This is a genomic window from Tenacibaculum sp. IB213877 (genome assembly GCF_034043975.1).
Lineage (GTDB): Bacteria > Bacteroidota > Bacteroidia > Flavobacteriales > Flavobacteriaceae > Polaribacter.
This window is the reverse complement of the sequence record NZ_JAXCHH010000005.1, coordinates 1-18,446: the sequence shown is the minus strand read 5'-3', so window position 1 is coordinate 18,446 and position 18,446 is coordinate 1. Positions and strand designations below refer to the sequence as shown.

General features: G+C 30.4%; 18 protein-coding genes. 12 read left to right on the top strand and 6 right to left on the bottom strand.

Features of this window, described 5'->3' with window-relative positions; all coding sequences use genetic code 11:
* Positions 1-355: 355 nt before the first annotated feature.
* The 4 genes from SLH33_RS05985 to SLH33_RS05970 are packed head-to-tail and all read right to left on the bottom strand — an operon-like array spanning position 356 to position 4,212.
* Positions 356-1,135, bottom strand: a complete 780-nt coding sequence (locus SLH33_RS05985) for an enoyl-CoA hydratase/isomerase family protein (RefSeq protein WP_320418172.1) — start codon at positions 1,133-1,135, stop codon at positions 356-358.
* Between the two features lie 3 nt (positions 1,136-1,138).
* Positions 1,139-2,548 carry an ATP-binding protein gene (locus SLH33_RS05980; RefSeq protein WP_320418171.1) on the bottom strand — a complete coding sequence of 470 codons (1,410 nt, stop codon included), beginning with the start codon at positions 2,546-2,548 and terminating at the stop codon, positions 1,139-1,141.
* 48 nt (positions 2,549-2,596) lie between these two features.
* Positions 2,597-3,064: a hypothetical protein gene (locus SLH33_RS05975; protein WP_320418170.1), complete on the bottom strand. Its 468-nt coding sequence runs from the start codon at positions 3,062-3,064 to the stop codon at positions 2,597-2,599.
* Positions 3,064-4,212: a DNA polymerase III subunit delta' gene (locus tag SLH33_RS05970; RefSeq protein WP_320418169.1), complete on the bottom strand. Its 1,149-nt coding sequence runs from the start codon at positions 4,210-4,212 to the stop codon at positions 3,064-3,066. Before SLH33_RS05970 ends, SLH33_RS05975 begins: the two co-directional genes overlap by 1 nt.
* Before the next feature lie 124 nt (positions 4,213-4,336).
* On the opposite strand from SLH33_RS05970, the gene SLH33_RS05965 reads away from it, so the two are divergent.
* The 5 genes from SLH33_RS05965 (at position 4,337) to SLH33_RS05945 (ending at position 11,353) form a co-directional block, all read left to right on the top strand.
* On the top strand, positions 4,337-4,564 hold the full coding sequence (locus SLH33_RS05965; RefSeq protein ID WP_320418168.1) for a FeoA family protein: 228 nt from the start codon (positions 4,337-4,339) through the stop codon (positions 4,562-4,564).
* On the top strand, positions 4,565-6,673 hold the full coding sequence (gene feoB / locus SLH33_RS05960; protein WP_320418167.1) for a ferrous iron transport protein B: 2,109 nt from the start codon (positions 4,565-4,567) through the stop codon (positions 6,671-6,673). It begins immediately after the preceding gene.
* A gap of 164 nt (positions 6,674-6,837) precedes the next feature.
* Positions 6,838-10,215: a hypothetical protein gene (locus tag SLH33_RS05955; RefSeq protein WP_320418166.1), complete on the top strand. Its 3,378-nt coding sequence runs from the start codon at positions 6,838-6,840 to the stop codon at positions 10,213-10,215.
* A gap of 63 nt (positions 10,216-10,278) precedes the next feature.
* A complete protein-coding gene (locus SLH33_RS05950; protein WP_320418165.1) occupies positions 10,279-10,803 on the top strand; it encodes a DUF3575 domain-containing protein in 525 nt (174 codons plus the stop codon).
* A gap of 49 nt (positions 10,804-10,852) precedes the next feature.
* On the top strand, positions 10,853-11,353 hold the full coding sequence (locus SLH33_RS05945) for a DUF3575 domain-containing protein (RefSeq protein ID WP_320418164.1): 501 nt from the start codon (positions 10,853-10,855) through the stop codon (positions 11,351-11,353).
* 26 nt (positions 11,354-11,379) lie between these two features.
* On the opposite strand, the gene brnQ is transcribed toward SLH33_RS05945, so the two are convergent.
* On the bottom strand, positions 11,380-12,657 hold the full coding sequence (gene brnQ / locus SLH33_RS05940) for a branched-chain amino acid transport system II carrier protein (RefSeq protein ID WP_320418163.1): 1,278 nt from the start codon (positions 12,655-12,657) through the stop codon (positions 11,380-11,382).
* A 323-nt stretch (positions 12,658-12,980) separates the two neighbouring features.
* On the opposite strand from brnQ, the gene SLH33_RS05935 reads away from it, so the two are divergent.
* Positions 12,981-13,763 (top strand): alpha/beta hydrolase, encoded by a 783-nt coding sequence (locus SLH33_RS05935; protein ID WP_320418162.1) that lies wholly within the window; start codon positions 12,981-12,983, stop codon positions 13,761-13,763.
* Positions 13,764-13,822: 59 nt separating this feature from the next.
* Positions 13,823-14,476, top strand: a complete 654-nt coding sequence (gene upp, locus SLH33_RS05930; protein WP_320418161.1) for a uracil phosphoribosyltransferase — start codon at positions 13,823-13,825, stop codon at positions 14,474-14,476.
* Here the strand turns inward: upp and SLH33_RS05925 are convergent, their stop codons facing one another.
* Positions 14,477-15,379 carry a DUF6427 family protein gene (locus SLH33_RS05925; RefSeq protein ID WP_320418160.1) on the bottom strand — a complete coding sequence of 301 codons (903 nt, stop codon included), beginning with the start codon at positions 15,377-15,379 and terminating at the stop codon, positions 14,477-14,479.
* A 42-nt stretch (positions 15,380-15,421) separates the two neighbouring features.
* Between SLH33_RS05925 and SLH33_RS05920 the strand changes: the two genes are divergently transcribed.
* From SLH33_RS05920 to SLH33_RS05900, 5 genes are all read left to right on the top strand, one after another.
* Positions 15,422-15,640, top strand: a complete 219-nt coding sequence (locus SLH33_RS05920; RefSeq protein WP_320418159.1) for a DUF6341 family protein — start codon at positions 15,422-15,424, stop codon at positions 15,638-15,640.
* A 12-nt stretch (positions 15,641-15,652) separates the two neighbouring features.
* On the top strand, positions 15,653-16,324 hold the full coding sequence (gene trmB, locus SLH33_RS05915) for a tRNA (guanosine(46)-N7)-methyltransferase TrmB (protein WP_320418158.1): 672 nt from the start codon (positions 15,653-15,655) through the stop codon (positions 16,322-16,324).
* 37 nt (positions 16,325-16,361) lie between these two features.
* Entirely contained in the window at positions 16,362-16,694 is a 333-nt protein-coding gene (locus SLH33_RS05910; RefSeq protein WP_320418157.1) for an MGMT family protein, read from the top strand.
* A gap of 101 nt (positions 16,695-16,795) precedes the next feature.
* Positions 16,796-17,926 (top strand): Mrp/NBP35 family ATP-binding protein, encoded by a 1,131-nt coding sequence (locus tag SLH33_RS05905; RefSeq protein ID WP_320418156.1) that lies wholly within the window; start codon positions 16,796-16,798, stop codon positions 17,924-17,926.
* A gap of 9 nt (positions 17,927-17,935) precedes the next feature.
* Positions 17,936-18,172, top strand: coding sequence for a NifU family protein (locus SLH33_RS05900; protein WP_320418155.1), 237 nt, complete (start codon positions 17,936-17,938; stop codon positions 18,170-18,172).
* Positions 18,173-18,446 lie beyond the last annotated feature (274 nt).

Below are 18,446 nucleotides of genomic sequence, written 5' to 3'. Positions count from 1 at the left end.
CATTTATGAAATAAAAATCAATAAAAAAAGTGTTTTTATACTTAAAATCAAACAAATTATGTGTTTTTTTGTGCTATTCACACAAAATTTATTGCACATTTAAATATTAATTAATAGATAAGGTAATGTTATAGTTGTATCTTATTTATATTAATTCTTAATCAATTAATAACCAATTATATAATATATCTTACCAATTATACATAAGAATTAATAATACTGTTTTTTTCAATTATATTTGATGTGTTGTGATTCTTTCACACAATCATAGTTGATAAAATGGGGATTATTTAATTATGGTATTATAAAACGCCGCTGAAAAGCGGCGTTTTTAATAGTAAATTATTTAGATGCTTTATTTACCTGGGAAATCTGCTTTTCTCTTTTCTAAAAAAGCATTCGTTCCTTCTTTAAAATCTTCAGTTCCAAAACAAGCTCCAAATTGCTTAATTTCAGTTTCAAAACCATTTATGTTTTTAGTACTGTCATTTACAGCTTTAATAGCTTTACTGATAGCTACAGAAGAATTATTCATTATTTTACCAGCTATTTTTTGAGCTAGAGATAATAATTCTTCTTGAGGCACTACATGGTTTACCAAACCTAAATTTTTAGCTTCTTCGGCAGAAATCATGCCTGCTGTCATAATCAATTCCATAGCTTTTCCTTTACCAATTAATTGAGGTAGGCGTTGTGTACCTCCGTAACCAGGAATAACACCTAAGGATGTTTCTGGTAACCCCATTTTTGCATTTTCAGAAGCAATTCTAAAATGACAAGCCATGGCTAGCTCTAACCCGCCGCCCAAAGCAAAGCCATTAATCAAAGCAATTACGGGAGTTGATAAGTTTTCTACAAAGTCAAATAATAATTCTTGTCCTTTTGCAGCTAATTTACCTCCTTCTTCTACAGAAAAATGTGCAAATTCAGAAATATCTGCCCCAGCAACAAATGCTTTTTCACCGCTACCGGTAATTAAGATTACTTTTATAGTATGATTAGTGTCTAATTTTTTAAAAGCTTCATGAAGCTCTTGAATAGTTGCTTTGTTTAATGCATTTAGTTTTTTAGGTCGGTTAATGGTTATGGTTCCTAATCCGTTGTGTTCATCAACTAAAATGTTTTCAAAATTCATGATTTATTTTTTTGGTAATATTATAGTAAATTGTGTTCCTACACCTTCTTTGGATGTAAATGAAATTGAGCCTCCGTAAGCTTCAATAATTTTTTTAATCATAGGTAATCCTAAGCCCATACCACTAGTTTTTGTAGTAAATTTAGGTTCAAAAATAAGTTTTTTGTTTTCTTCAGGAATTCCTTTTCCGTTGTCGGTAACTACTATTTTAAAATTATTTCCTTCAGACAATACTTTTACTTCAACCATAGGGTTTTTATTTTCTGGTTGAATGGCTTGTGTTGCGTTTTTAACCAAATTGGTAACAATCCTAATAAGTTGAGTTTTGTCTAAATTAGCAAAAATTTGTTCTTCTTCTGTAATGTATGTGATATAATCTTCATTAAAAATATCTAACGCATGTTTTATTACATCTATTACCTCTAAATTTTCTTTACGTTGTGTGGGCATTTTAGCAAAATCTGAAAAAGCAGAAGCAATTGAGCTCATTACATCTATTTGTTGAATGAGAGTTTGACTATACTCGGTTATTCGCTCACGAATTTGAGGATCATTGGGGTCAAATTTTCTTTCAAAACTTTGAACCGTTAATCGCATTGGTGTAAGCGGATTTTTAATTTCATGAGCAACCTGTTTTGCCATTTCTTTCCATGCTTGCTCACGTTCACTTTTAGCTAATTTTACAGCACTATCTTCCAATTGATCAATCATGTTATTGTACGCTTCAATTAACGAGTTGATTTCTGAACTGGCAGAGCCTAGAGTAATTTTTTCATTTCTTTTATTTAAGCGTGTTTCTTTAATTTTTTCAGAAATGGTTTGAATAGATCTTGTTATATAACTTGAAAGTAAGTATGCAAGTAAAATAGCAATTAAGAACATTAAAATGTAAACTAAAGAAAGACGTGAAATAAATTCCTTTAATTCTTTTTCTTGTAGTTCGTTATCTTGAGCAATTTGGAGTTCTAAAATTCCAATACGTTTAAACCGGGTATCGTTTATATATGTGTATGATGATTGATATGTAACCCCTTTTTCGGTCTTGCTTTTAATAATTCTGTATTCTGAACTTTTACCCAGTTCGTATAACACGTCAGGACTTAATGAGTTTTCTTCTACCTTTTCAAAAGCTATAGGAACAGATGATTTTAATAAACAACCATGCATGTCATACATGCTAATGGTTAGTTTATGTACTCTTGCCATTTCATAAATATTACCTTCAAAAATGTTAGCTAAATTTTCGGTGGTAATTGGATACGTGGTTTGTTGTAATTTTATTTCAATGTCTTGTTTAGTGGCATCCTCTTTTCTACCAAAACGTTGAATGTTATAATCTTTGGTTTGTTCATCATATTGATAAATGGTAACTGTTACAATTAATACAGATGTTAACAGCACCAGTACAATCATTGATAAAAAAATACGATTTCGAAGAGATATGTTATTCAGTATAGACAATTATTGTAAAATTCTTTTTGTTTTCATTATTAAAGTATCATCAAATTCACCATCGTTATCCCAATCATAAATTACTTTTCCATCAAAGCCTTTTTCTGTTTGTTTAATTATATACCATGCTTGAACTTGTTTTCCTAAATATGGGTAATCTACATATAAGCTATCTCCTTTTGTTTTCCATATTCCAGAAGTTTCATTAATTTTTGTTCCGTCTGCTTGTTTAAACCATGCAGAAAATGTGCCATCTTTTTTGTAGTTAGATTGCGCTTTTCCAGCATTAGGTGTTTTAAAATCATCTTCAAATACAGATGTACTATCAGATTTATTAATAGTTAGAAATTCAATTTTTATATATTCTGTTTCCCATGAACCTACCATATAGTTTTGTAAGTTTTTTTCTTTGGGAGAGGAACAAGAAGCTAATAATAAAAGTGTTGCTATGACTAAGAAGTTATTTAGTAATTTCATTAAACATTAAGTTTTTCTTCTTTTGTATGTAGTAATCTAGTTAACCTAATAGATAAATCTAACAAAATAATTTTTGCATTTCCATTTCTTTCAATATGATATTGTGCATCACTCAATTCTTTTTCAATGGTTAAGATATTGCCACTATGAATAAACGGAGCGAATTTTTGTAATTGAAAATTTGGAGTTGCAGTTTCTAAAAAAACTAAATCTGGAGCGCCATAATTTAGTAGTAATGCTTGTCTGAAAAAATGCAAGCAGTATTGAAGAAACTGTTTTTGAGTTTCTCTACCCGATTTTGCTATGGTTTCACTCCATTGAATTAAATCTTGAATAACAGCAGCATTTCCTTTGGCTTTAAATGCACTTCTAATCCATGTTATAAACCATTCTTCAAATTGTAAATCTTTAGAGTCGTGATGAAAAATATGCAGAGCTTTATTAAAATTACCTTCTGCTTGATGAGCAATTTTAGCAGCTTCATTTTCTGAAGCACTTTTTTTTATAAGTTCTTGTGCAATATCAGCTTCACTTAAAGTAGGAAAATGAAGCGCTTGACATCTTGATCTGATGGTATTAATAATTTGTCCTTCATCTTCAGTAACCAATAAAAAAATAGTTTTTGAAGGTGGCTCTTCAATTAGTTTTAATAGCTTGTTTGCAGAAGCAGTATTCATTTTTTCAGCCATCCAAATAATCATCACTTTAAAACCTCCTTCGTATGATTTTAATGATAATTTTTTAACAATATCTTCTGCTTCATCAACACCTATTTGTCCTTGTTTGTTTTCTACGCCAATAAATTGAAGCCAGTTGAAAAGACTTCCGTATGGGTTTTCGGTTATAAAACTTCTCCAATCATCTAAAAAAAGATTACTTATTGGATGATTTTTAACATTTTCATTTGTAGTAACAGGAAAAGCAAAATGCAAATCAGGATGCTGTAATTTTTCACACTTTAACGCACTAGTTTCTGGGTCATCAGAAAAGTTTGTAAGCAAAAATTGTGCATAAGCAATTGCCATAGGCAATGTACCACTACCTTCTTTGCCTACAAATAATTGTGCATGTGGCACACGCCCATTTTTTGCAGATGTCTTTAAGTGTTCTTTTATATGCTCTTGACCTATAATTTTATCAAATGTCATACAGCAAATATAAGACTTAAAAAACTAGTTCAAACTTACTTCTTTAGAATGATTCTAATTTAGTATATTTGCCTCCTAATTACTGTCTTTATTAGGTAAAAGGCAAATTTTCAAAGTATTTACATTGAGTACAATAGCATCTTTACGTGTTGGAGAAAGTGGGATAGTTCTAGAGAATTGTTTAGATAAAATTCCGTTAAAATTATTAGAAATGGGTTGTTTACCTGGAGCAGAGGTTGAACTAATACAAATAGCACCGCTAAACGATCCGTTGTATATCTGTATTAATGGAAGTCATTTAGCGATACGAAAAGAAACTGCTCAAGAAATAAACATTACCAAAAACGAATAGATGAGCAAGAAAAAAATACAGGTTTCGTTAATTGGTAATCCAAATACAGGAAAAACCTCATTATTTAATCAGCTTACAGGGTTAAATCAAAAAGTGGGTAACTATCCAGGTGTTACGGTAGATAAAAAACAAGGAATTTGTCATTTAACTAAAGATGCAACAGCAGTTATCACAGATTTACCGGGTACCTATAGCATTAATCCAACTTCTATTGATGAAAGCATAGTTTTAAAAACATTACAAGATAGGGATGATGAAAATTACCCTGATGTTATTGTAGTAGTTGCTGATGTTGAAAACCTAAAAAGAAATTTACTTCTTTTTACACAAATTCAAGATTTAGAAATTCCGACTTTATTGGTTATTAATATGGCTGATCAAATGAAAAGAAAAGGAATTTCTATAGATGTTGATTTGTTGAAACTTGAATTAAAAACAGATGTCATTTTAATAAGTGCCAGAAAAAGTATTGAAGTTTCTAAAGTAAAAGAAAAGATTCTTGCACTTAGTAAAATTACTAAGGGCAATCCAGCATGTATAATTTCAGATAAGATTGATGCTAAATATTTTGAAGAACTCAGAAAAGTAAGTCCAAATTACACGTTATATGAGCTTTGGTTAATGGTTACTCAAAACCATTTTCCAAAAACAATTTCTACAGAAGAAAGGGAAAAGATTGTCAATTTTCAATCAGATATTAGTCGTGTTAAGAAATACCAACATAAAGAAACCATTTATCGCTACCAAGCTATTAACAATGTATTAAAATCGGTATATAAAGTTGATAGTTCAAAAGCTACAGATATAAGAAGCAGATTAGATAGAATTTTTACTCATAAAATATTTGGTTATGTATTTTTCTTTGGAATTCTGTTACTAATATTCCAATCTATATTCGATTGGGCTTCTGTACCTATGGATTTTATTGATGGTTTATTTGCACAACTATCAGAGTTTACAAAAACAAATCTTCCTGCAGGAATGTTTACCGATCTTATTACAGATGGAATTATACCGGGTATTGGTGGAGTGGTAATTTTTATTCCTCAAATAGCTATTTTATTCTTCTTAATATCTGTTCTTGAAGAAACAGGTTATATGAGTAGAGTCGTTTTTTTAATGGATAAAATTATGCGCAAATTTGGAATGAGTGGTAAAAGTATTATTCCTTTAATATCGGGAACAGCATGTGCTATACCAGCAGTGATGTCTACCCGAACAATTTCAAGTTGGAAAGAACGATTAATAACCATATTAGTTACTCCGTTTACAACATGTTCTGCTCGTTTACCAGTATATGCAATTTTAATTGCTATTATAATTCCTAATAAAAAGCTTTTTGGATTTTTAAGTTTACAAGGATTAACTCTATTGGCGCTTTACGCTATCGGATTTATCTCTGCAATAGTAGCTGCTTATATTTTACATAAAACCCTAAAAATTAAAAGCACTTCTTTTTTTGTGGTGGAAATGCCTAATTATAAAATACCATCTTTAAAAAATGTTTTTTATGATGTTTTAGAAAAAACAAAAGCATTTGTTTTTGGTGCAGGCAAAATAATATTGGCAATTTCAATAGTGCTTTGGTTTTTAGCAACTCACGGTCCGTCAACTTTTGATGTTGCGGAAAAAAATGTATTAGAAAGTGTAGAAAATCAACAACTTTCAGAAGTAGAGCTACAACAAAAAATAGCTTCAGCAAAACTAGAAAATTCGTATATTGGAATAGCAGGGAAAATGATTGAGCCTGTTGTAAAACCTTTGGGATACGATTGGAAAATAGGTATAGGGTTAATAAGTTCATTTGCTGCCAGAGAAGTTTTTGTAGGAACGTTAGCAACTATTTATAGTATAGAAGGGGTAGAGGATGAAGCTACCATTAAACAACGAATGGCTACAGAAATTAACCGAAAAACCGGTAAAAAAAGATTTAATTTTGCCACAGGAATGTCTTTGTTAATTTTTTATGCATTTGCTATGCAATGCATGGCAACTTTAGCTATTGTAAAAAGAGAAACCAAAAGCTGGAAATGGCCATTAGTTCAGTTATTTGGGATGGGTATTTTAGCATACATTTCAGCAATATTAGTATATCAATTCTTAAAATAATGCAAGAAATTTTAACTTATATCACAGTTATAGCCGCTATTGCTTTTTTAGTAATAAAATTTATTTTTCCTTCTAAAAAAAAGAGCAAATGTGGTACAGATTGTGGTTGTTCATAACAATTGTGAAAGAATAAACTATTTTTGTTGGTAGTGCGTTTGTAAAGTATGACCAAAAAGCTATTTAGTATTTTCTTTTTTTTCTGTGCTGTAATAGCCTCAGCACAAATAGCCTCTAAAGAATTTCGATCTAAGATCTTTTTGGTTAAAAAAGATACTATTGAGTTAGATACACTAAGCATCAACTCTCAAAAATTTAAAATATTTACTTCAAATGATGAGTTAATTTCTCCAGAAAATTATCGGGTAGACTTTTCAAAGGCACAACTTATTATTAGTAAGGAAAAATATTATGAAATAAAAGTAGAATATTACCGCTTTCCTGATTTTATAACAAAAACATATAGCCCTTTTGATAAAAGACTTATAGTACCCAACACATCTGTAACAGATAAATTATATAGTGAAACTACTAATAAAAAAGCAGAAGAGATAAAATTGTTTGACGGGTTACAAACCAGTGGTTTTATAGCTAGAGGAATCACAGCAGGAAATAATCAAAATGCAGTTACCAATGCTTCTTTAGACTTAACAATTGAAGGAAAGTTATCTAAAAATGTATCTATCAGGGCAAATATTTTTGATACAAATTTTCCGCTTCAAGAAAATGGATATTCTAAAAACATTACTGATTTTGACAGAATTTTTATTGAACTTTTTAGTGAGAATTGGCGAGTCAAAGGAGGAGATTTATCCTTAAGTAATAATGATAGCTACTTTCTAAATTTTGAAAAACAAGTATCAGGAGTTGAGGTTGCTGCAAACTTGAGTAAAAAAACCAATGCATTGGCATCTGGAGCAGTGGTAAGGGGGCGTTTTTCATCTTTTGATTTTATTGGTATTGAAGGTAACCAAGGACCTTATAAGATTTTTGGACCAAATAATGAGTCGTTATTGGTAATTGTTGCAGGTAGTGATAAAGTATTTGTAAATGGAGTTCAGTTACAAAGAGGAGAAAATAAAGACTATATAATTGATTATAATCTAGCGGAAATTCAGTTTAATACCACTTACCCTATAACGAATGACATGAGAATAAGATTGGAGTTTCAGTTTTCTGACAAAAATTATACTCGTTTTGTTACTTATGAAAAGGCACAGTATGTGGGAGAAAAATTTTCAATTGCTGGATATTTTTACAATGAAAATGATGCTAAAAACCAACCCTTACAACAAAGTTTAACCAATGGTCAGAAACAAATTTTAGCAAATGCAGGAAACGATGAATCGCAAATGGTGGCTCCTAGTGATTATCCTGACACCTACTCTCCCAACCGAATTCAATATAGAAAAGTGACGGTAAACGGGATAGAAACTTTTGAGTATTCTACTGATGAAAATGAAGAATTATACAATGTATCATTTTCTAATTTAGGAACAAATTTAGGGAGCTATGAAGTTGACCAAACCATTGCTATTGGAACAATTTATAGATATGTGGGTGAAAACTTAGGAAGCTTTGCTCCAGTTGTTAGGTTAGTAGCTCCAACAAGTTTACAGGTAGCGGTTGTAAATTCAAGTTATAATCCGTCAGAAAAAACAAAATTACAAGCAGAAATTGCGTTGAGTAATAGTGATAAAAATCTATTTTCATCCATTGATGATGAAAACAATAAACAAATTGCTACAAAATTAGGTTGGAACCAAACTTTGTTAAATAAAAGATGGCAATTAATTAGCGATATTAATTATCAATTTATTCAAGAAAATTTTACGACTATACAACGCTTTAGAAATGTTGAGTTTAACAGGGATTGGAATTTGTTTAATGCTAATGGGAATCAGCATTTTTTAGGCTCATCAATCACATATAAAAATAAAAAAAGCAGTTTTATTTCTTACGGATTTAGTCATCTGAATTTTTCTAATAGTTTTAATGGAAATAAACACGAGTTGAATGCTAAACTTGGAGAAAAGAAAACCGTTTTTTCATTAAGAAGCAGTTTACTTTCTAATACTTCCACTATTGAGAAAGACAGATTTATTCGGTTAAAGTCTAGAGTTGAACATAGTTTTGGTAAACCTTGGATTGGAGCATTGTTAAGTTTGGAAATAAATGAAAGAAAAGAGAAAAGTACTGATAATTTTATTAATACGAGTCATCAATTTAAAGAATACGAAACCTTCGTGGGTGTAGGAGATTCTGCAAAGGTGTTTGCTAAATTTGGGTTTAATTATAGAACTAATGATAGTGTAAGAGCAAATAAATTTACCCAGGTAAACAACAGAAAAACATATTATGTAAATAGCAGGTTAATCAAAAATAAAAATACAAACCTGTCCTTGTATGCGAATTACCGATTAACTGAAAACGCTTTTTTAGAAGATGAAAAAGCATTGAATTCCAGAGTTATTTTCAATCAAAGATTATTTAAAAAATTTGTAACGTTAGGTTCGATTTTTGAAACTTCGTCTGGGAATATAGCTCAGCAAGAATATGTATACATTAAAGTTGAACCAGGTCAAGGATATTATACATGGATAGATTACAACAATGATGGATTACAACAGTTTGAAGAGTTTGAAATAGCACAATTTCAAGATCAAGCAGACTATTTGCGCGTAGCGCTTCCTAATATTAAATTCTTGCCTACTCAAAAAGCACAATGGAAACAATCTGTTACGTTAAATCCTTTTCAGTGGAAAAATTCCAAAGGGCTTAAAAAAACTCTTTCACATTTTTATAATCAAACCTATTGGTTAATTGATAATGAACAACGAAGAGAAGGAAATAGTTTTAATTTAAATCCTTTTGATTTTGATGAAAATAAACTACTTGCGTTGAGTTTTAATTTTAGAAATAGTTTTTATTACAACAGAAATTTACAAAATTATAGTTGGATCTATACGTACGGAAAATCACAAAATAAACAACAGTATACTATAGGAAATCAAGAAAGTAATTCGTTTATTCATCAGCTAGAGTTTCAGCATAAACTTACTAAGTTTTGGTTGTTTGATTTAATGGGAGCAGCTTCAAATAATAAGCTAAATACAGAAAATTTTGCCAGTAGAAATTATAAATTAAAGGCAAAAGAAATTAACCCTAAACTTACCTTTTTATATAACAAAGATCATCGTTTTTCTGTTTTTTATCACTTTAAAGAAAAAGAGAACCAATTAGAAGATTTTGAAAAGTTATCACAACAAAAAATAGGGGTAGAATATTTTTATATCAGTAAAAAGAGAAATCAAATAAGTGCAAATTTTAATATGTTTTTGAATGATTTTATCGGAAATCAAAACTCACCTGTGGGATATCAAATGTTAGAAGGATTGCAAGCAGGCAAAAACTATACATGGAATTTTTTAATGAATCAAAAAATAAATTCTTTATTAACCTTAAACTTAAATTATTTAGGTAGAAAAAGCGAGACCTCAAAAACTATACACACAGGCATGGTTCAGGTAAAAGCTGTTTTTTAATTTTTTCTGATATTTTGAAAGGAATAATTGCTATGTTTGAAGTCAAAATTCAAAAAAATTAATATGAAAAAAATTATCATTTTTCTAGTCTTAGCAATTTCAATTAATGCATTTTCTCAAGAGCAAGAAAAAACCTCAGAAACTAATAATCATAGAGCGAATGAATTAAAGTTAAACGGATTGTATATAGTAGCTGGTGCTATAGAAGTTACTTATGAGCGATTATTAAACGAAGAAACAGGTATAGGTATTTCGGCTATGGTTCCTTTATCTGAAGATATTAAAGATGAACTACAGTATTATATTTCTCCGTATTTTAGAAAGTATTTTGGTTCAAAATATGCAGCAGGTTTTTTTGTAGAAGCTTTTGGAATGCTTAATTCAGCTGATAGAAATGACTTTCTTTCTAGTACTGATGAGTTTGTTACCGATTTTGCTTTAGGTATTGGTGTGGGAGGAAAATGGGTAACCAAAGGAGGTTTTATTGCTGAACTTAATTTAGGGTTTGGTAGAAACCTTTTTAACAGTAATCAAGATTACAATAATACTGTTGGTAAAGCAGGAATTACTGTAGGATATCAGTTTTAAAAAATATTTTATTCAGTATTTTAGCAGTATAAAATTTATATAAAATAAAATGAAAAATTTTCTAGTAGCAGTAGCAATATTTGCAAGTTCAATTATAAGTGCACAGCAAGAAATTACTGTTGATTTAGCAGATGCTTTAGCTATGAAAACTCTTGAAGTTTCTTATGAGTATTATTTGAGTGATCAATCATCGGTGGGTATTTCAGGACTTTTTAATTTTGAAGGACGAAGCTCTGATTTTAGATATAATGAAGACAATATGATCACACCATATTTCCGTCATTATTTTACGAGTAGTCGTAACTGGAATTATTTTGGAGAAATTTTCTTAGGAATTAATTCTGGGAAAGAAGAAATTGAATTAGATGGAGCGCCTAATGTTTATGAAAATTATACTGACGGGGCTTTGGGTGTTGCGATAGGAACTAAATATATTTCTAACGGCGGATTTGTAGTAAGTGTTCTAGGAGGTATAGGTAGAAATATGTTTACCGATAAATCTCCGGTTGTAGTACCAAGAGTTGGATTGAATTTAGGTTACAGATTTTAATCTAAAAAAATTTTAATAAGAATCCGCTATGAAGCGGATTTTTTGTTTTTAATAATGGAATTAACAACTAAAAAACTTACAAAAGCAGGTAATACCCAACCTAAATTGTGTTTTGCAAACGGAATGTAATTCTGAATTCCACGAAGTATATTTTTGTCCATAAAAAACTGTAAAAAATCAGGAATGCTAAATATAAATGTTGTCAAAATAACCCATTTAAAAACAACTGACCTTGCCCATTTTTCTGGCACAATATTTAGTAAAATTAAAACAATGGTTATTGGGTAAATAAACATTAAAACAGGTAGCGCAATATCAATAATAAAATGCACATCAAATTGCCCAACAATAACCCCAAGTAAACATCCTACAAAAGCAGTAATGATATAAGTTGTAGGTGTGTTATGTAATCCTTTAACATAATCAGAAATTCCAGTTACAATTCCCACAGCAGTAGTAAAACAAGCTAAGGCGACCAAAGTACTTAAAAAAACGGTTCCAATATTTCCTAAAGTTTGAGTGCTTAAACCAGTTAAAACTTCTGTTCGCGTTGCATTTTCTGAAAAAATGTTTGAAAATAAAGCTCCGTTATAAATTAAGCCAGCATATATAATTAGTAAACCTGATCCAGCAATTAAACCTGCTTTAGTAATAATTTCTTTTTTTACTTCAAAAGATGAATCTTTTTTAAAGTTCATAGATATAACCAAAACTCCACCCACAACAATAGCTCCAATAGCATCAAAGGTTTGGTATCCTTCAAGTAATCCAATTACAAAAGGAGCATCAAAAGATGAGGCTTTCATAATTTCTGAAGAAGAAAAAATCCCGATCAAAATAACCACTACTAAAATAAAAAAGATAAACGGAGTTAAGAATTTACCTAATAAATTCAATACTTTACTTCTGTTGATAGCAAATATAAAAACGAGTAAAAAATAAATGCTGCTGGTTAGTAAAGAACTACTACCAAAGTACGGGTAAATAGCCATTTCATGAGTTACAGATGCTGTTCTAGGAGCTGGTAATAGAATAGCAATAGCGTAAATTATAACACAGTAAATAGTGCTAAAAAGCGGTGATACTTTTTTGCCAAAATCATAGATAGTACCTTGTATGCGTGCATGTGCTAAAATTCCTAAAATTGGAACAAATACAGCTGTTAGAAAAAAACCAATGGTTACTAAATACCAACTTATTCCTGCATCTTTTCCTAAAAAAGGAGGAAGAATTAAGTTTCCGGCACCAAAAAACATTGAAAATAGAGCAAATCCAGTAATAAAAATCTCTTTGGTTTTATTCATTTAGAAACAATTTTTGTTTTGAGCAAAAATAATAAGACTAACTAAAATAAATAAAATTTTTAATGCTATAAAGGTATTGTACTCATACAAAACAGAGAGTAGTGAGGAGCCATAATTGATTTTACATTTTCTACAAATGAACTAAAAAAAGCCGTAAATTTCTATTTACAAAAACAGCAGTACTAGAAAGTAGAACAAAAAGCAAAATTTAAACAATCTAAATTACCAGAATCCATATTTTTTATAAATAAGTGAGTTTAAAAAAGGAGAGTTTAGTATGTTTTTTAGGTAAATAACTACAGAAAGATACATATTTTTGTTTCATGCAAAGCTTCATTAATTATAAAAACATTCAAGTAGCGTATTCTAGCCAAGGTAAAGGAAGTGCTATAGTTTTATTACATGGTTTTTTAGAAAATTCTTCTATGTGGAAATATTTAATAGAAGATTTATCAAAAAAAAATAAAGTCATTTCAATTGATTTACTAGGGCATGGTAACACTGAGTGTTTAGGATATATTCATACCATGGAGGAAATGGCAGATGTTGTTAAAGCGGTTTTGAAATCATTAAAAATTAGAAAATCAACATTTATTGGACATTCTATGGGAGGCTATGTAGCTTTAGCTTTTGCAGAAAAGTACACTAAAAATATAAAAGGACTGTGCTTAATGAATTCTACAGCTCAAGCTGATAGTAAAGAGCGTAAAGAAACTAGAACTAGAGCTATTAAAATGGCACAAACAAATTATAAGAGTTTAATTCAAATTTCAGTAGCTAATTTATTTGCAGAAGAAAGTAGAGAGTTGTTTGCTAATGAAATAGAAACTTGTAAACAAGAAGCGTTAAAAACTCCCATACAGGGTTATATTGCTTGCTCAGAAGGAATGAAATTGCGTCCTAACAGAGAGTCTGTTTTATCATCAGCAACATTCAAAAAAATGATAATTACAGGAAAAAATGATCCGATCATAAGCTTAGAATCTGCTCAAAGAGAAGCAAAAAGAACCCAAACTCCTTTAAAAGTGTTAAGTCACGGACACATGAGTTATATAGAAAATAAAGAAGAGCTTATAAAAACACTCACAAACTTTATAAAAAACTAATTTTCTAGTTGTTTAGCATCACAGTATCTTTTGTAAATTGCAACCAAAATATAAATCAAATGAAAGTTCATCATATAGCTCAACAAAATTCAATTCTCAATAAATTTTTAGCTGAAATTAGAGATGTATCTATACAAAAAGATAGAATGCGTTTTCGTAGAAATATTGAGCGTATTGGTGAGGTTTTAGCCTATGAACTTAGTAAAGAACTGTCTTATACGTCAAAAGAAATAGCCACACCATTAGATATTAAAAATACGCAACTACCACCTAAAGATATTATTCTATGTTCAATTTTAAGAGCTGGGTTACCAATGCATATGGGAGTGTTGAATTATTTTGATGATGTTGATAATGCTTTTATTTCAGCGTACAGGCATCATCCAAATAATGATTTAGATATTGAAATTGAAGTTGAGTATTTTGCATCTCCTTCTATTGATAATAAAACTTTACTGTTAATAGATCCAATGTTGGCTACAGGAAAATCATTAGTTGCTGTGTATGAAGGAATAAAAAGATATGGAAAGCCAAAGCAAATTCATATTGTAAGTGCTATTGGATCTGAAGAAGGCGTTGAGTACGTAAAAAATCACTTTCCTGCAAACACAGAGCTGTGGATTGCTGATATTGACCCGATATTAAACTCCAAAGGGTATATAGTGCCAGGGTTGGGTGATGCAGGTGATTTATGCTATGGAGAAAAACTATAGCTAAATAAAAAGCATAACAAATGCGCCAATTATAAATAAGCCAAGAATTATATCAGAAAACCATTTTTTTTTAAATAATTCTAAAGCATTGGCAATGATTATAGCTGCAGGAAAAAAAGCATACGACAGCTCACTTCCATTTCTTTTGGAAGTTAGTATTATTAAACTAATAGCTACCCCTAAGTTTATTAAAACTAAAATCCAGTTTATTCTAAATGTATTTTTTACAGCAAAAGCTTTAGGTGTTTTTAAAACAATAGAAACAATAACTATTAAAATAAAGGCAACGATAGAAATAATATAAGCAGGTTGCTTGTAAAAAGTAAAATTGTAAGGAGTGTACCAGTTAAATAATCTAGTAAAATCATTAGGCAAATTGTACCAATAACAATATGTAAAATATAGAAAAACAAGTGTAAAAAAACCTATTATAGGAACAAAAACAGCATGAATAGTTATTTTTTGATGATATAAAATAGCAGCATATAAAAGTACTCCATATACTGCAGAAAAAGGTTCAATTAAAAAAGAAACTCCTAACCACAAACCACCATCAAAAAACTTTAAAACTAAATTTTTAGAAGATTGTAAACTGTAAACTTTTCTTAAAAAAAGAAGCAAAGCAACGTTACTGTAAAAAGTAGGAGAAATTTTTAAACCTTCAGGAAAAAAACCATATAAAAGCACAAAAAATAAAAAAGCATAAGCATTATCAAAAGTCAGGTTATTTTTACTAGTAATAAAGTTAAAAACACCTAAAATCAACAAAAACAAAGGTAAATACAGAGCTGTATTTAAAGGAATAATTTGGTTGATAATAGCACCTACAAAAAAACAAGAAAAAAACATTAAAATTATTACGGTAGTAATAGGTTTAGATTTATTGAAAAAGTTGGTTAACATGTATTCTTTTTATACTTTTGCAGCTGTAAAGATAATCAAGTTATGTTAGCATTAAATATTTTTAGACTTATAGGAGATTTATTTAAGATATTATTTATGCCTTTTGAATGGTTACGTTTAACTGTAGCTAAAGGAAATGCAGGTTGGTGGGCAGCAAATGCTATTAACTGGGTTTTTGTTTTAATTCTTTTCGTTCTTTTAGGATATTGGATCAGTGAATCTTTACGTTTCAAGAAAGAAGGTACTGAAGACAGAGCTTAATCTTATACTACATTGGGAAGTAAAAACAAGTTAAAACGTTTCAAAGAAAATGAAACGTTTGATAATGTTATTCAGCCAACAAGAGAAGAAGTAACCAATAACTTCCCTCTTAAAGGAAATTGGCACACCTTTTTTAAAAATGAGAATCCGATAGTTTTAGAATTGGGTTGCGGAAAAGGAGAATATACCATTGCCTTAGCAGAAAAAAATCCGGATAAAAATTTTATTGGCATTGACATTAAAGGAGCGCGTTTTTGGCGAGGAGCTAAAACAGCTTTAGAAAATGAAATGAACAACGTTGGGTTTATCCGTACACAAATAGAATTAATCGATTTAATTTTTGCTGAAAACGAAGTTGATGAAATTTGGATTACTTTCCCAGATCCACAAATAAAATACAAACGCACAAAGCATCGTTTAACCAATTCAGATTTTCTTAAAAAGTATCATCATATTTTAAAAGAAGGTGGAGTGGTAAACCTAAAAACCGATAGCGAGTTTATGCACGGTTATACATTAGGTTTATTGCATGGTGAAGGACATGAAGTTCTACATGCCAATCATGATGTGTATAAAGATTATTACTCACCAGAAGAAGTTACCGGTACACAAACTTTTTACGAAAAACAATATTTAGAGCAGGGTAAACCAATTACCTATATAAAGTTCAAATTAAAGTATTAAAAATCCTGCTTATTGCAGGATTTTTTATTTTTAGAGCATGAAATCATCATCATCAGATAATTTTTTTGAAAGAGTGTATGAAGTCGCTCGATTAATTCCCTACGGAAAAGTTACCAGCTATGGTGCTATTGCCAAATATTTAGGAGCCGCTCGTTCCGCTCGTATGGTAGGTTGGGCAATGAATAATTCCAGTGAAAAAGACGTGCCTGCACACCGAGTTGTAAACCGAAAAGGAATTTTAACAGGTAAGCATCACTTTGACGGAACCAATTTAATGCAGCAATTATTGGAAAGTGAAGGAATTATTGTTATTGACAATCAAATCCAGAATTTTGAAAGTGTTTTTTGGGATCCAACCAAAGAGCTATAAACACAAGCTATTAATCTATAAAAATTCAAAATGTAAACCTTTTATTTTCTGATAGCTAAAATGTATCTTTGCAATTTAGATTAAATATAAGTAAGCGTTTAATGAGTTTTAATAAACAAGATATATACAAAGCGTTAGAAACCATTACTGCTCCTGGAGAAGGAAAAAGTTTGGTAGAAAACGAAAATATAACAAATGTAGTAACTTTTGGTAATGAAGTAATTGTAGATGTTACTATAAGCAATCCTTCTTTACAAGCAAAAAAGAAGATTGAGGTTGAAATCATGAAAGCCATTCATCAACATGTAGATCAAAAAATTGATGTAAAGGTAAATGTAAAGGTTGAAGTTCAACAAAAAGAAAAAACAAATCAAATAAAAGGAAAAGAAATTCCGAATATCCAAAACATTATTGCCATAGCATCAGGTAAAGGAGGAGTAGGAAAGTCTACCGTTACTTCAAACTTAGCGGTTACGTTAGCCAAAATGGGCTTTAAAGTAGGTGTTTTAGATGCAGATGTGTATGGGCCTTCTCAACACCTAATGTTTGATGTAGAAAATGAAAAACCACTTGCTGTTAACGTTAATGGTCGTTCAAAAATGAAACCCATTGAAAACTATGGCGTAAAATTGTTATCTCTTGGTTTTTTCACTAACCCTAGTCAAGCTGTAATTTGGCGCGGACCCATGGCTTCAAAAGCCTTAAACCAATTAATTTTTGATGCAGATTGGGGCGAGTTAGATTTTTTATTAATAGATCTACCACCAGGAACAGGAGATGTGCATTTATCTATAGTACAAGCAGTACCAATTAATGGCGCAGTTGTGGTAAGTACACCTCAAAACATTGCATTGGCCGATGCCAAAAAAGGAGTTGCAATGTTTCAACAAGAGTCTATAAATGTACCTGTATTAGGTATTGTTGAAAATATGGCGTATTTCACCCCAAATGAATTGCCAGACAACAAATATTATATCTTTGGTCAAAACGGAGCTAAAAACTTAGCAGAAGACATAAATACAGCGTTTTTAGGAGAAATTCCGTTAGTTCAAAGTATAAGAGAAGGAGGAGATGTTGGGCACCCAGTTGCATTACAAAAAAACACACCTCAAGAAAAAGCATTTGATAACATTACCAAAGAAATGGTATCACAATTATTAAAGAGAAATGCAAATTTACCACCCACAGAGGTAGTAAGAATAACAACCATGAGTGGTTGCAGCACAAAATAAAATATAAAAATGGCAACAAAAGAAACAGTAAACAATGTAGAGAAAGCATTAGAAGAAATTCGTCCTTTTTTGTTGAGTGACGGAGGCAATATCAAGCTTTTATCTGTTGAAAATAATATTGTAAAAGTTCAGTTAGAAGGAGCCTGTAGTGGTTGTTCGGTAAACCAAATGACCCTTAAAAATGGTGTAGAAGCAACTATTAAAAAATACGCCCCAGAAATAGAAGAGGTTATCAATGTAGCCTAACATGATAAATGTCAGGTTTTTAAATCCTGATAAAAATTATTTTTGTGCGTTCCTTTCATTAATTTGAGGTCTAAAAACCTCAAATTAATGAAAGTCGGGCTATACGCGCTACACGGTAGCTTGCTGCTATCCCTAACGCTTTTGCCTACAACTATTAAAGATTAAAAATATCAAAAAACAATCCCTACATAAAGGATATTTTACACTAAATATGATAGAAACAGACATATTAATTATAGGAGCAGGTCCCACAGGTTTATTTACAGTTTTTGAA